At 43.1% G+C, this 15,443-nt stretch carries 11 protein-coding genes and 1 pseudogene; 5 read left to right on the top strand and 7 right to left on the bottom strand.

Translation table 11 applies throughout. The features are described 5' to 3' along the window. Positions 1-98: 98 nt before the first annotated feature. Positions 99-704 carry a LysE/ArgO family amino acid transporter gene (locus tag FTT73_RS03090; RefSeq protein WP_180190985.1) on the bottom strand — a complete coding sequence of 202 codons (606 nt, stop codon included), beginning with the start codon at positions 702-704 and terminating at the stop codon, positions 99-101. Between the two features lie 103 nt (positions 705-807). Here FTT73_RS03090 and FTT73_RS03095 point away from each other — a divergent pair, with 103 nt between their 5' ends. After that, on the top strand, positions 808-1,713 hold the full coding sequence (locus FTT73_RS03095) for a LysR family transcriptional regulator ArgP (RefSeq protein WP_100329049.1): 906 nt from the start codon (positions 808-810) through the stop codon (positions 1,711-1,713). A gap of 5 nt (positions 1,714-1,718) precedes the next feature. Here the strand turns inward: FTT73_RS03095 and FTT73_RS03100 are convergent, their stop codons facing one another. Beyond that, a complete protein-coding gene (locus tag FTT73_RS03100; RefSeq protein ID WP_005097586.1) occupies positions 1,719-2,288 on the bottom strand; it encodes a nicotinate-nicotinamide nucleotide adenylyltransferase in 570 nt (189 codons plus the stop codon). A gap of 101 nt (positions 2,289-2,389) precedes the next feature. Here FTT73_RS03100 and FTT73_RS03105 point away from each other — a divergent pair, with 101 nt between their 5' ends. Both FTT73_RS03105 and FTT73_RS03110 read left to right on the top strand, forming a co-directional pair. Then, the gene (locus FTT73_RS03105) at positions 2,390-3,190 is read left to right on the top strand and encodes an enoyl-CoA hydratase-related protein (protein WP_074383347.1); all 801 of its coding nucleotides are present in this window, start codon (positions 2,390-2,392) and stop codon (positions 3,188-3,190) included. Between the two features lie 73 nt (positions 3,191-3,263). Continuing rightward, positions 3,264-4,067 carry a nitroreductase family protein gene (locus FTT73_RS03110; protein ID WP_180075276.1) on the top strand — a complete coding sequence of 268 codons (804 nt, stop codon included), beginning with the start codon at positions 3,264-3,266 and terminating at the stop codon, positions 4,065-4,067. Between the two features lie 226 nt (positions 4,068-4,293). Here FTT73_RS03110 and FTT73_RS03115 read toward each other — a convergent pair whose 3' ends face one another. The 3 genes from FTT73_RS03115 to FTT73_RS03125 all read right to left on the bottom strand — a co-directional run bounded on the left by FTT73_RS03115 (position 4,294) and on the right by FTT73_RS03125 (position 7,127). Further along, positions 4,294-5,763: a carotenoid oxygenase family protein gene (locus FTT73_RS03115; RefSeq protein WP_180190986.1), complete on the bottom strand. Its 1,470-nt coding sequence runs from the start codon at positions 5,761-5,763 to the stop codon at positions 4,294-4,296. A 140-nt stretch (positions 5,764-5,903) separates the two neighbouring features. Continuing rightward, positions 5,904-6,221, bottom strand: coding sequence for an NGG1p interacting factor NIF3 (locus tag FTT73_RS03120; RefSeq protein ID WP_180190987.1), 318 nt, complete (start codon positions 6,219-6,221; stop codon positions 5,904-5,906). Between the two features lie 30 nt (positions 6,222-6,251). Further along, entirely contained in the window at positions 6,252-7,127 is an 876-nt protein-coding gene (locus FTT73_RS03125; protein WP_180190988.1) for a LysR substrate-binding domain-containing protein, read from the bottom strand. Positions 7,128-7,298: 171 nt separating this feature from the next. Between FTT73_RS03125 and FTT73_RS03130 the strand changes: the two are divergent. Continuing rightward, positions 7,299-8,597: pseudogene (locus tag FTT73_RS03130) on the top strand (FAD-dependent monooxygenase); the annotation flags it as partial. A 38-nt stretch (positions 8,598-8,635) separates the two neighbouring features. Beyond that, entirely contained in the window at positions 8,636-9,568 is a 933-nt protein-coding gene (locus FTT73_RS03135) for an IS5 family transposase (protein ID WP_130149031.1), read from the top strand. A 414-nt stretch (positions 9,569-9,982) separates the two neighbouring features. On the opposite strand, the gene purL is transcribed toward FTT73_RS03135, so the two are convergent. Both purL and FTT73_RS03145 read right to left on the bottom strand, forming a co-directional pair. Continuing rightward, positions 9,983-13,816 carry a phosphoribosylformylglycinamidine synthase gene (purL, locus tag FTT73_RS03140; protein ID WP_180190989.1) on the bottom strand — a complete coding sequence of 1,278 codons (3,834 nt, stop codon included), beginning with the start codon at positions 13,814-13,816 and terminating at the stop codon, positions 9,983-9,985. A 404-nt stretch (positions 13,817-14,220) separates the two neighbouring features. Continuing rightward, positions 14,221-15,443: RNA-guided endonuclease TnpB family protein (locus FTT73_RS03145; RefSeq protein ID WP_180075632.1), on the bottom strand; the 1,223-nt coding region annotated here is incomplete at its 5' end.

Consider the following 15,443-nt stretch of genomic DNA (forward strand, 5'->3'; position numbering starts at 1 on the left):
CAGAATGTTTAGAAAAATATCAATTACAGACCTTACTCGCATTCTCTTGTTCAAAATATAAAAATCCTCAATTGAGGATTTTTATATTACCAGTTGAATTAAATGCTTAGAATTAATGACCCTGCGACGATCCACATGGTACAAGCAATGAGAGCATCCAGAACCTTCCAGGCATGGCGATGCTGAAACCAGGGTGTCAATATCTTTGCCCCATAGCCCAAGCTAAAAAAGAAAAACCAGGATGCAAACACAGCACCAAGCGCAAACCACCATTTTCCTAGGCTATATTGCGTTGAAATTGAACCAATCAGGATGACGGTTTCTAAATAAACATACGGGTTTAACCAAGTAAATGCCAGACAGATCATCAACACTTGTAAAAAATGTGCTGTAACTTGATCACTTGGAGCCAAAACTTCTGTTGATTTAAATGCATTGATTGCATGTTGCAGACCATAATAAAACAGGAATCCTGCGCCAATATATTTAGAAAACATAACCGCATTTGGATAATGTTCAATGATGTGAGCAAAACCAAAAACACCTAATAATATCAAAATAGTATCAGACAAGGCACACGTCAAACAGACCAGGAAGATATGCTGCTGTTTTAAACCCTGTTTTAGTACAAAGGCATTCTGCGCCCCGATACTGACAATCAGGCTCATACCTACAGCAAAGCCACTGACCATATAACTGAACATCACATTCCCCTTTTTTGAATACATGAATTATTCAACAAAAAGGAAGCTATTCATTAAAACTAAGTTAATATCAATTTAACTAAATTTTTCTTAGATTGTAGCGATGCTGAATGCGAAACAATGTGATGCTTTTTACGCGGTTGCAAAAACTGGAAGTTTTGATCTGGCGGCAGAACAACTCAATATTACTGCCTCAGCAGTGACCCTTCGTGTTCAGAGTCTGGAAAAACAATTGGGACACTTGCTGCTGGTGAGAGACCGGCCTTGTCGCGTGACTCAATCTGGACAAACTTTATTGCATTATTTACAGCATCAGCGTTTGCTAGAACAGAATTTGATGCAGGATTTGGGCGGACAGGTACAACAGGAAGGTTTTTACTGTCTGAATATTGCCACCAATGCCGATTCACTTGCGACCTGGTTATTGCCGACCTTACAAGCCCAACTGATCCAGCATAAAATTGTGCTGCATTTTCAACTGGATGACCAATCACAAACCCATCATTTACTGGAAGCCGGACTGGTCAATGCCTGTTTGAGCACTGAAGCCAAAGCCATGAAAGGCTGTCTGGCCGAGCGGATTGGACAAATGCACTACCGTCTGGTTGCCACGCCTGAATTTGCCCGGAACTGGTTTCAACAAGGAATACATCGTGATGCCTTACGCCACGCACCGGCGATTCTGTTTAATGAAAAAGACCAGTTGCATACCCAGTATATCCAGCAAGAATTTGGCCTGAGTCCGGCACAATATCCTCACTTTTTTATTCCATCGACGCATGCATTTTTTGATGCCATTGTCATGGGCTTGGGTTATGGCTGGTTGCCGGATTATCAAACCCGGCATTTGCTGGAATCAGGACAATTGATTGAACTTTCCGGTGAAATGCGAATTGAAGTCCCCTTGTATTGGCATCACTGGAAACAGCAGTCTCCTGCTCTGGCGATTCTGGGTGAATGTTTAAAACAGCATGCTCAGACCACCATGAATCAGCCTCTAGCCATCTGATCGAGTCAGGCCAGATTGCTTTTATCCTTCTGGACAAATTTTTGACTGAGTTGCTGATAGGTTTCGGTATGCTGGAATTGCTCTAGAAACTCAATCGTGCCTTGTGGAAATTTATCCCGTTGAATTTCACCGCGATAATAAGCTTCACGCATCGGCGTAGCGGATAAAGCACCTTCTAGGCTTTCCAGTTCGACCATTTCCCATTCCGGGAAAAATTTTAAATAATATGAAGAATCATCTTTAAAATGTCCAATCAGTCCGACTTTGGCATTCGGTTCTATGGCCTGATTTATCAGCGATTTCACCAGTTTTTGCCATTTTTCATCATTATAAACATCAATGACTTCTACAAATTGAATCCGCGCCTGATCTTCCGGACTAAAATTTGCAAGGATCATGGCTTCACGTTCCGAAGCCAGAAATGGATTTTTGATATTGCGTTCATTCTGCGCAGAACCAAGGGCCAAAATCACATTTTGACTGTGTTCCAAAGCAATCTGAATGGTTTGCATATGCGCCAGATGAAAAGGCTGAAAACGGCCAATGAAAACCAGATAATCAAATGTATAGTTCATAACAGATCATTTTTATGACTCATGAGTTGTGCCGCCCCAATAAATATGCGACATAATCAATCTCATAAAATCAAATTAAGTTTTAAAGCAAGGATAGTACGATGACACTGAGCTGTATTCAACAACCTCATGAGCATTTGCATGCGAATTTAGAACATGGCGTACTCACTTTAGCCATCAATCGCCCGGAAGCGAAAAATGCCTTATACAGCGAGCTGTATTTATGGATTGCTCAAGCGCTCGATGAAGCAGATCAGGACAATCAGGTGCGTGTGGTGGTGTTACGCGGTCAGGACACGGACTTTAGCGCGGGCAATGATATGCAGGATTTCATGAAATCTGTTGCCAAGAAAGGTCAGGCCCCTGCGGCTGAAGGCCCGCCCTTTATTTTACTCAAAGCGGCTGCCAAGTTTTCCAAGCCTTTAATTGCAGCGGTACGTGGCGTTGCAATCGGGATTGGGGTAACCATCTTATTGCATTGTGACTTGGTCTATAGTGACAATACTGCCCTGTTCCAGATTCCATTTGTCAGTCTGGGCCTATCGCCTGAAGGCGCTTCAAGCAAATTGCTGATTCAGCAGGCGGGCTATCATAAAGCGGCTGAATTATTGCTGACTGCACAAAAATTCAATAGCGAAAAAGCACTCGGTGCCGGTCTGGTGAATAGTATTGAAGAAGATGCCTATGCGGCTGCACAAAAACAGGCGCAGACTTTAGCAGCATTACCTTTGGCGTCTTTGAAGCAAACCAAAGCCTTGATGAAACATAATCTGGATGAAATTGTGGCCTGCATCGACCATGAAGCAGAAATTTTCATGCAGCGCGTTGGCTCTCCGGAAATGCTGGAAGCCGTACAAGCTTTTATGCAAAAACGTAAACCTGATTTCACACAATTCAACTAATTTTCAAACTTAGGATCTCAATGAGCTGGTTTAGACTGCCTCATTGATTCCTTTACCTGTAAGAATAAAGAATATGTCTACTGAAAATTCATCCATTATTGCCCAGTCTCCTGAAACCATTGATAGCGCCAATCCTGATAAAAAACGTTATTATGAACCTGCTCCACAGGATATTGATGTCGATAATTTCCGTAAAGTGATCGAAAGTCGTCGTTCAGTGCGTAAATTTACCAAAACACCAATTCCAGAAGATGTACTTGATGCTTGTCTGGATCTGGCGTTGCTGGCTCCCAATTCGTCAAACTTGCAGCCCTGGACATTTTATGTGGTACAAAACCCGGCGAAGAAAAAGCGACTGGTCAAAGCCTGCATGAGCCAACTGGCAGCAAAAACGGCTTCTGAGCTGATTATCTGTGTGGCACGTACCGACCGTATTGATGAAATGGCCAAACGGAATGTCAATGAATTTCCATATCCGGAAGCACCAGCTGCCATCAAAAAATACTATAAATACATTCCATATAACTATAAAACCGGTTATTTAAATGTCTTTGGCAACTTTAAAAAAGTGGCTTTCAAAGTTGCCCGCACTTTAGATAAACAGATGCCTGTTTCTGCCTTTAGTCCAAGTGATGCCAAACTTTGGGCAACCAAAACAACGGCACTGGCTTGCGAAAATCTGGTCTTGGCCTTACGTGCTTATGGTTTTGACAGCTGCATGATGGAAGGTTTTGATGAACCGATGGTACGCGATATCTTGAGCTTAAATGATCAGCAATATCCAGTCATGGTGATTGGTGCAGGTGAACGCGCCAAAGACGGCGTGTTCTTCCCGCAATACCGTTTTGATCGTGAGTTATTTATCCAGAAAGTTTAACAGTAGCAATAGAAGAATAAATCTTTGATTTGATATTCTTGGCGATATGAATACCACTCTTAGGCAGAGATTCAGAAATGAATTTTCTGCCTAACCTGGGATCTCGGTTAATTTAGACCTACCCTTCTCATCCTTCAAAGTAACATCAACCTATTAAATAAAGATTTAAATCTTCACGCGATATGAGACTGTGCCAGCACCCAAAGTGCTTATGCATCATCAAAATCTAAGAATAATAAGTTCTCAATTTCCGGTCATCCATCCAGTTACAATGAAATCCGACGGGTACACGAACCGGTAAATGAATCGTGGCAATAGGCCCCTTCTGAATATATTGCGCATCTAAAATCACCACTTTCGATGGACTGCCATCCAAGGCGTGTAGATAAGACATCAGCCAGCCATCATTTTCTGTTTGAGCACCTTCTCGGGCGACAAAAACTGCCTCACCTGTAACCCAGTTTGCTCCAAAGGAATAGCTTGCTGTACTGCCGGTTTCCAGATCATGGTACAAGAGTGTATTACTGCTAACATGATAAGGATCATCAAAGCCGGCAAAGGAAATACTATAGACATAGCGATAAGGCCGCCCTGTATAGGCTTCATTGATCCGCGGAAATTCCTGCTTGATATTGGATAATACAGTTCGAGTGACTTTTCCTGTTTGCTGCTCGAAGATCAATCTTTCCAGCCGAATCTCCTGATCTTCTATTGGTCCCTGAATGGAACTGACCAGTGCCTTGGAATGTACCACTGCATCCATCACTACATCACCTGTGTTCAGGTCATAAGCATTGACCGTATGAAAAATAAAACAGGGATCAATCTCATACCAGCGGATGTCTGCCGCACTGCCACCAAAAGGCAGCATACCTATACGAGCCTGATGTTTAGGATTCCATTGATAGGGTAATAGTGAGCCTTTTAAGGCACTACGCATAGAAAAGTTGACATTCAAATTCAGAATCAGCACCTGAGATTGAGTAATGGCACAGTCATGCACCATCGGGCCATGTTTGACTGGAATTTCGACATGATGTTGCAGTTTGCCTTGAGCATCAATATGTAAATAAAAAACCTGATGATGATTCAAGGCATCATAACAAACCGCATGAATATCTCCTATTTCCGGGTCGATATGCGGATGAGCCGTAAACGGTAAATCCTGATCATTTTCAAAAAGTTGATGCCGTTTTGATTCCAGTTCACGATTTACTTCGATCGGATAAGCCCCCGCTTCGACCAGTGCCCAGATTTTCCCGGCAAAGTGGATGATATTGGTATTGACCGCATCCGCGACTCCACGCGTTTTCCCTAAAATCTGGGGTCTATGCAATTTTTTCTGCACACTAGCCGATCCGACATAAGCACTTTTATAGCAATGTGCTTCACCAGCTTTGAGTTTCAGCGCGTGAATCATGCCGTCACCGGTGAACCAGTGATAATTTCGTGGGTTCTTTACCGTGATCGGATTCGGGCCAATCCGCATCAGCGCACCTTCTAGTTCTACAGGAATTTGCCCATCTACCATCAATTGAGTAGCAAAATGCTCCTGTCGTTGTGGCGCAAATATGCCATCCAGATAGGGATTGTCATGAGAATAGGGAATGTGGCTATGCAGGATTCCCGCACCATGTTTGATAGTTTTACTGAGCGTATTCTTGAGGATATTGCCGAGCTGTTTTGACCACTGCATTATTATTTTCCTGTTTTATTTTTATGATGATGACTGATTTTATACTCATAAAAGGAGGTTAATCATTTTAAACAGATAAGCTGATGGTACGCTAAAACACGATGCGCACCATTACTTCTAGCAGCAATAAGGTTGCACGTTTAGACTTTAATATCCAGGAGCTGAATAAACTCAAAAGCAGGCTCTTCATAAGGATGGCTTGCTTTCAGAGCTTTGGCGACCTCGACCGCCTTTTCATCAGCAACCAGCATTTCTACTCGCCACTCTTCAACCTGCTCTAATTCCCCGACTTCACCAATATAAGGATCTGCACCTTGCTGCGCTTTAAACTGTCCTGTTCCCAGTACCTGCCAGGCACAGTGGGTATAATATCCGATGCCGCCTGCACCCGCTTTAAATAAGGCTTCCTTAGTCACTTCAAGATGTTCATCTGGTACATAATAAATGAGTTTTAGCATGTTTCCCTTCAACCTTTTTCAATGGCTTATTTAAGATCTATTGTCCAGTGCCTGGGTAATAATATTCAATGCGGAATTATGAGAATTCTTGTTAAATGTTGCATAAAGTCCTAATTGTGGCAGGACTTGATCTGTTTGCACGATTTTCACATGCTCATTTAAAAAACGCAGCAGATATTCCGGGACGAAGCTAAAACCCATGCCCATATTGATCAGGTTAATATGTTGCAACACATTGGTAACCCACAGCATTTGGTCATGCTGCAATTGTTCAAAAGACATCAGGTGATTCAACTGCGTATAAAAGACCGGCGAAGCATTTTGCTCACACATAATCAACTGATGATTTTTCAGTTCTTGTAACTTCAATGGCCGATCTGTGGGATGTAAATGCTCGGCTGCCACCAGATAAATCTGTTCATTCATTAAATGAATATTGTCAAAATCGGGATGTTGCAGACAATAGCGGGTAAAGCTCAAATCCAGCTCGGCATTTTTCAGGCGTTGAATCTGCTCCATACAGGTCAGACTATGCAGATGAATTTTTAAATCAGGAATATTCTGCTTCAGTTTGGCCAGAATATTTGGCATCACTTTCAGTTCTGCAACATTTAAAAAGCCAATATGGATCTGGTTATTTTTCTGCTGCGCCACCTGACGCGCCGCGGCAACTGCCAGTTTGGCACTTTCAAGCGCCTGTTCAGCATGAATCAGAAAAGCTTGCCCCTCATCGGTCAGTTTGATTTGCCGGGATGAACGGTCAAACAGCATTACACCGACTTCCTGCTCCAGATCCTTAATCTGCTGACTTAAAGAAGGCTGCGCCGTGAACAGCTTATCTGCTGCTTTGGTAAAACTCTGTTCCTGAGCTACTGTTAAAAAAGCACGTAAATGTCGAAGTTCCATAAACTCAGCCGCATATTCTCAGGCATTTTAAGCTGCCAAACGAGAAAGTAGTAAGAATCTCAATAGACCTATAGTTTATATGAATACTCCTATTGTATTGCCTGAATTTCACTACACTGGATTGTAAATATATTCAAATCTTGTTCTTCAGACAGACACATGGAGTCATGTATGACACAGCATTACGATACTGACGTATTGGTGATTGGCACAGGACCTGCAGGATCGACCTTAGGTTTAGCACTGGTAAATTATGGGGTCAAAGTTCAACTCTTCACACAGTTTAACTGGCTGGCCAATAGTCCGCGTGCGCATATTACCAATCAGCGTGCCATGGAAGTATTACGTGATTTAGGCATTGAAGAACAAGTCAAAGAAATTGCGACACCGTGGGAACACATGGGCGAAAGCCTGATTACCACCAGTCTGGTCGGTGAAGAAATTGCCCGTTTAAGCGCTTGGGGCACAGGTGATGAACGTCATGGGGACTATATCAAAGGCAGTCCATGTCCATTGGTGGATTTGATTCAGCCGAAAATGGAAGCCTTACTGGTCAAGAATGCCGGGGAGCGCGGTGCAATCTATAACTTCAATACTGAATATTTATCGCATGTTCAGGATGAAGATGGTGTCACCGCTACTTTCCTGAACCGGATTACCAACACAGAATTTAGTTTAAGAGCCAAATATCTGATTGGTATGGATGGCGCACGCTCAAAAGTGGTTGAGCAACTTGAGCTACCACTCGAAGGTGTGATGGCGCGTGCGGGTACAGTCTATGTGACTTTTAAAGCCGATTTAAGCAAATATATTCAGCACCGCCCTGCCATTCTGCAATGGATCGTCAATCCTGAAGCCAGCTTTGGTGATCTCGGCATGGGCTTGCTACGTGCCATTACGCCTTGGAATGAATGGATTATGGGCTGGGGCTTTGACATTTCCAAAGGCGAGCCACAAGTGACTGAAGAACAGGTTCGATCGCGTCTGAATACATTTGTTGGCGCTGAAGTGGAAGATGTTGAAATCCAAAAACTGTCCTACTGGTATGTAAACCAGACTTGGGCAACTGAATATTCTAAAGGCCGCGTGTTCTGTGGTGGTGATGCTGTACACCGTCACCCGCCTTCAAGCGGTTTAGGTTCAAATACCTGTATGCAGGATGCGTTTAACCTTGGCTGGAAACTCGCCTATGCAATCAAAGGTTGGGCCGCACCTTCCCTCCTCGATTCATATACGTCTGAACGTGCGCCTGTAGGCAAGCAGATAGTCGCACGTGCCAACCAGTCTCGTTTTGACTATAAGCATTTAAAAGAAGTCTTTGGTTTTGACCAAGGCATCACTACGCAAAAACAAATGCTGGAACGTATTTTTGCTGAAGATGAGCAAGGTGCCGAAATTCGTAAAAAGTTATTTGAAGCACTTGAGATTAAGCATTTTGAATTTAATGCCCAAGGGGCTTTGTTGCACAAACCTAGCATCAAAAGCTTATTCAGCAATATAATTTCAAAATGAATAAGCCTGCCTCTAAAATCTACCGTACAACCAATTGGTCATCCTATAACCGAGCCTTAATTAACCGAGGTAATATTTCCATTTGGTTTGATCCAAAGACTCAGTGGTATGCACAATCACAAGGCAAGCAAGGTCGAAATCAAACCTACTCCGATACAGCGATTCAATGCTGCTTAATGATCAAATTACTATTCCGACTCTCTTTACGTATGGTCACAGGTTTTGTTCAAAGTCTGATTAAACTCTCTGGATTAGATTGGACAGCTCCGGATTATTCCACCCTTTGTCGTAGACAAAAGCATATTGATATTGCGATTAGCTATCAAAAAAGTAGTGATGGACTGCATCTACTCGTAGACTCTACTGGTTTGAAGTTTCTTGGTGAAGGTGAATGGAAACGCAAGAAACATGGGGCTGAATATCGTCGCCAATGGCGTAAGCTCCACATTGCTATAGATGCTAAAACCCTGCAAATACGTGCAGTACAACTCACCACAAATAATGTCAGTGATTCTCAAGTACTCGAAGATTTACTTGCTCAAATTCCCTTGGATGAACCAATTGATTCTGTTTATACAGATGGTGCTTATGACACAAAGCACTGCCGACAAGTCATTTTAGATCGAGATGCACATGCGATCATTCCACCTAGAAAGAATGCAAAGCCTTGGAAGGATCAGCAAGCGAGGTCTATAGAGCGGAACGAATTATTAAAGACAGTCAAACGGCTAGGCAGATCGCTTTGGAAAAAGTGGTCTGGTTATCACCGTCGAAGTTTGGTTGAAACCAAGATGCATTGCATCAAATTATTAGGCGATAAATTAACAGCGCGGAGTTTTCCAAGTCAGGTAAATGAGATCCACGCACGCGTAGCGGTTTTGAATAAATTCACAGAATTAGGTCGCCCGCATACCCAAGTTGTCTCTTAAATTTGGATTACTTAGAGGAGTTCAGCCTTTCAAACCTTTATACAACAAAGCTGATCTGTAGTGTTTACGATATTTCATATAAAAGATCGCAACAGCGATCAAATGCAAAGCTAAACACAAGATGATTTTTAAATGTGGACTATACAGCTCATCCGACATTTTTTCGAAGAGAGTCAAATAAACCAGACTATAGGAAACGAGTCCTAAAATGGTTATTGCCGTTATTTCTATTTTTAAATATGCACCATCTGCAAAGTTATAATCTGCACTAAAACACAATAATGCAAAGATAAAATATGTAAATATTCTCATGATTTAAACTGGTTACTTATTTGAATTATTTAAACGATGTTAACTCCGAAACATACATAAAAAAAGGGCTGCTGACGCAACCCTTTTTTAATCTAAAACCGATTAACCAATGAACTTACGTGCATTACGGAACATACGTAACCAAGCACCGTCTTGATCCCAGTCTTCTGGTTTCCAGGAATGCTGGAGCGCGCGGAAGTTACGTTCAGGGTGCGGCATCATAATCGTTGCACGGCCATCCTGAGAGGTTACACCGGTAATACCTTCCGGTGAGCCGTTCGGGTTCAATGGATAATGTTGTGTTGCATTCCCCAAGCTATCTACATAACGCAGAACCACCTGATTCGATGCGTTGAGCGCAGCAAAGTTTTCCGCAGTTGCAACCGCACGACCTTCACCATGTGCTACAGCGATCGGTAGAATCGAACCTTCCATGCCCTGAAGCAATACAGAGTTTGATTTTTCCACACGAACATTCACCGCACGTGCTTCAAACACTTCAGAAGTATTGCGGTGGAAACGTGGCCAAGCATCAGCACCCGGAATCAGCGGAGCCAACTGAGACAACATTTGACAGCCGTTACAGATACCCAGCGAGAAGGTTTCCTGACGGTTAAAGAATTTCTCAAACTGGTCACGCAGTTTAGTATTGAACAATACTGATTTTGCCCAGCCGCCACCAGCGCCCATCACGTCACCGTAAGAGAAGCCACCACAAGTCACTAAGCCTTCAAAATCATCCAGGCTGATACGACCTGCCAGCAAGTCACTCATATGTACGTCAACGGTATTGAAGCCGACTTTATCAAATGCTGCTGCCATTTCGATATGACCATTGACACCCTGCTCACGCAGAATCGCCATGTTCGGACGACGTGAATTAATGTACGGCGCTTCAATCGCTTCATTCAAATCAAATGTCGGTTTCGCAATGATACCTGCATGAGATTTGTCAGTGATAAGAGCAAATTCCTGATCCGCAGTTTGTACGTTGTCACGTAGGCGCTGGATTTGGTGGGATACTTCCGTCCAAGCCACTTGCAGATCAGCACGTTCAAGTACTAGACCGTTTACAGATAACTGATCCGTGTTATTTACCGTACCCACCACCTGAATGGCATCTTTCAGGGTAGATGCTGCAACTTCAGCTTGTAGCGCTTCCCAGTCTGCTTTGGCAATTTGAAGGACTGCACCAATTTCTTCAGCGAATAAGCTTGCAATTGATTGATCTTCTAGTGCTACACCCAAACGTGATGCGAACATCATTTCTGCAACAGTCGCCAATAAACCACCATCACCGATGTCATGATATGCCTTGATCAGACCACGGTTGTTCCAGTCTTGAACCAAAGCGAAAAATGCTTTGAAGTCATCGAAGCTGTCGACATCAGGCGTCACAGAACCGATTGCTTTATACACCTGAGACAGAATCGAACCACCTAGACGGAACTGACCTTTAGACAAGTCAATACGAACCAGTACCGACTCTTCATTTTTCAATTCAGGGGTCAATGTTTTACGAACATCGGTCACAGGTGCAAATGCAGTAATCACGCCTGACATTGGAGAAGTGACAGACTTGTCTTCGCCTTCGTCATTCCAGGTGGTACGCATTGACAATGAGTCTTTACCGACTGGAATTGCGATACCCAGTGCTGGACACATTTCCATACCGATGGCTTTTACACCTTCGAATAGCGCTTGATCTTCGCCCGGTTGACCTGCAGCAGCCATCCAGTTTGCAGACAATTTAATGTCGCTGATTTTTTCAATCTTTGCAGACATGATGTTCGAGATTGATTCAGCCACTGATAAACGTGCCGATGCAGCAGGATTGAGCAATGCGACTGGTGGACGTTCACCCATCGCCATCGCTTCACCGGTGTAGCCTACTAGGCTTGTCGTTGTTACCGCAGCATCCGCCACCGGAACCTGCCAGCGACCGACCATTTGATCACGTGCCACCATACCAGTAATCGAACGGTCACCAATACTGATCAGGAATGATTTAGAAGCCACTGTCGGGTTTTTCAAAACACGATAAATCGCATCTTTCAGATCTGTGACTTTAGCCGCGTCGAAATCATCGCCTTTGCGTTCAATGGTTTCATATGAACGGCTCATACGCGGTGTACCACCAAGCATTACCTGCATTGGCATATCCACTGGCTTGTTGCCAAATAATGGATCTTCAACGGTTAAGTGACGCGCTTCAGTTGCTTCACCGAGTACCGCAAACGGACAACGTTCACGCGCACAGATCGATTCAAATAATTCTAAAGAAGATGGACGAATCGCCAGTACATAACGCTCTTGCGCTTCATTTGACCAGATCTCCATAGGCGACATGCCCGGCTCAAGCGATGGAATCTTACGCAGATCCAGCACCGCACCGAGTTCATGGTCATTCACCAGTTCAGGCATGGCATTCGATACACCACCTGCACCCACATCATGTACAGACACGATCGGGTTCTGGTCTTCCATGCGCCAGCAAGTATCAATCACTTCCTGACAACGGCGTTCCATTTCCGGGTTTTCACGTTGTACCGAAGCGAAATCCAGGTTTTCGCCGAGTTTACCGCTGTCTACAGAAGATGCTGCACCACCGCCGAGACCGATCAGCATGGCAGGGCCACCGAGCACGATCAATAAATCGCCCGGCAAGATTGGATCTTTTTCAACGTGATCTGGACGGATGTTGCCATAACCACCGGCAATCATGATTGGCTTATGGAAACCTTTAACATCGCCATTGATGTTTTGTTCAAAGGTACGGAAGTAACCATTTAAGGCAGGACGACCAAATTCGTTGTTAAACGCAGCGCCACCCAATGGGCCTTCAATCATGATTTGTAGCGGCGATGCCATACGCGATGGCTTGCCATAGTTTTCTTCCCAAGGCTGTTCAAAGCCCGGAATGTTCAGGTTAGATACTGTAAAGCCGGTTAAACCTGCTTTAGGCTTACCACCACGACCGGTCGCACCTTCATCACGGATTTCACCGCCCGAACCTGTCGCAGCACCGGCAAATGGTGCAATCGCTGTCGGATGGTTGTGAGTTTCCACTTTCATCAAGATATGCGCGGCTTGACTCTTATATTTATAAACCTGCTGGCCATTGTCTTCTTTGGTTGGATAAAAACGCTGGGTATCCGAACCGACAATCACCGAAGCATTGTCTTTATAAGCCGACAATACATCTGTAGGTGATTCTTTATAAGTATTCTTGATCATCTGGAACAATGACAATGGCTGAACTTCACCATCAATGGTCCATTCAGAACCGAAGATTTTATGACGGCAATGCTCAGAGTTTGCCTGTGCAAACATCATCAGTTCGATGTCATTTGGATTACGACCCAGCTTGATAAACGCTTCAGTCAGGTAATCAATTTCTTCCATCGACAATGCAAAACCAAATTCATTATTGGCCTTAACCAGTGCTTCTTTACCTTCACCCAGAATATCAATCGAGTTCAGTGGTTTTGGTGCTGTTTCAACAAACAGTACCGCAGCCTCTTCAATCGCATTGAATACGCTTTCAGTCATACGGTCATGCAAAATCTGTTGAACTTCATTTGATACGTCTTTTAGACCCTTCAACGTAAATAAAACGCCGCGCTCAAGACGATGAACCGGCGTATTACAGTTTTTGAAAATGTCTGTAGCTTTAGAAGACCAAGGCGAGATGGTGCCGACACGCGGTGTCACTAAAATTTGGATTTCATCACTTGCAGCCTGGTGCAATTCAAAAGATTGCCCATCGTTGAGAAGCTGTAAAGCTGATTGCTGTTGTTGCTCGCTGAGCGCTTGGTCAAAGAGGTAGACCCATTGACTTTCAATTGATTGAACAGAACTAATTGACGTCAAACGCGATAATAGTTGAGTTTTCTTAAAAGAAGAATGTGCGGGTGCACCGGCAACGATAAACATGCTGATTTTGGCTCCACGGGATGGTCTGAACAACCATGCCACAATGTGACTTGAGAGAGCGCATATTCTACTGTGAAATAAGGAAATCGGCTAGATGGCAAATACGAAAACTACGGCTGAAATATTCTGTATTTTTAAAATATTGTGTTTATTTTCAGGCAGGAAAATTGAATGTAGTCGCGTAGATTAACACAATTTGTTAAAGAAAAATCAAAACCGATTAACAATAATTTCACTTAAGAAAATTGTATTATTTTTCAACAGCAAGACCACTTAAAATGCGTACAGAACTTATTCTTGAGCCGTTATAAAAAACTTATTAAGGATAGACTAAAGCTTCTCGGGTTGACATACTCCTACCACTTTCACGATGTTCAAGTGGGGGATTCTAAAAGCAAAAGCTCTTAGGTGACTTCCTCACGGATTTCACTTGCTTTCTGCTTCGCAAGGCGACCTTTACCGCATCCACCCTCCACAGACAAAACGATGTGTCCCACCGCCAAAATGTTGCGAGAAGCATTAATATCTGCATTCTCGCTAAAACAACAACTGACACACTCAAAGTTTGCTTGAGTAAGCCTATTTTCTTTTGCAACATGACCACATGAACTACAAGTTTGACTTGTATATCTAGGGTCAACTTTAACAAGCAAACCACCTCGCCATTGCTGTTTGTACTCCAACATACCAACAAGCATTGACCAACCTTGATCCAGGATTGATTTATTTAAGCCGGACTTGGCTTTAACATTCTTTCCTTTTTTCTCGATTGAGCCTTTCGCTGACTTCGACATATTGGCTACTTTTAAGTCCTCAACTACGATCATTGCGTGGTTTTTGCTGAGCGTTGTGGTGACTTTGTGCAAGTAGTCATGCCGAATATTGGCAATATGATGGTGTAATGTATTGATCTTGAGATTCAGCTTTTTCCAATTTTGACTGAACTTGTTTTTCTTTCTCAGCTTGCGCTGAAGCCTAGCCAACTTTACTTGATTGGCCTTGAAACTATTGATCGGGTCGAATACTTGACCACTAGACGTTGTAATTAACTTTTTAATACCTAAATCAATGCCAATGGCTGATTTCGATGGATGGACTGGTGCTTCTACCGTATTTTCAGCACCAAATGACACATACCATTTCCCGACATGCTTGGAGATTGTGACGTTCTTAATCTCACCCACAATATTTTGTGATTTTCTGAATTTCACAACGCCAATGTCATTAGGTAACTTAACTTGGTTGCCTTTAACCCAACAGTATCTATTGAATTGAACAATACGAATGGAATCACAGCCATTAGATTTCTTTTTGAATCGTGGCATGAGTGGTCTAAGTTGGACTTCACGACCATCAGGCAATTTAAAGAATCTTGGTTTTTTGGCTTTAAATGGTTTTTGCTTTAACTTGGCTTGTTCTTTCGGGTCAAAGAACTTCCCCCAAGCATCACCAAGATCACGCACTTTTTGTTGAAGTGAAACGCCATTTGAACTATTTTCTAGAAAAGCACACTCAGGTTTTTTTCGTAATTCAGGAATTTTATTGACTAAATTAACTTTGTTGATTCGCTCATTATTAGCAAGCATCTCGAACGATACAGCTAAAATTTGATTCCAAACAAAACGTG

This window comes from Acinetobacter sp. YH01006, from assembly GCF_013420445.1.
GTDB classification, from domain to species: domain Bacteria; phylum Pseudomonadota; class Gammaproteobacteria; order Pseudomonadales; family Moraxellaceae; genus Acinetobacter; species Acinetobacter pseudolwoffii.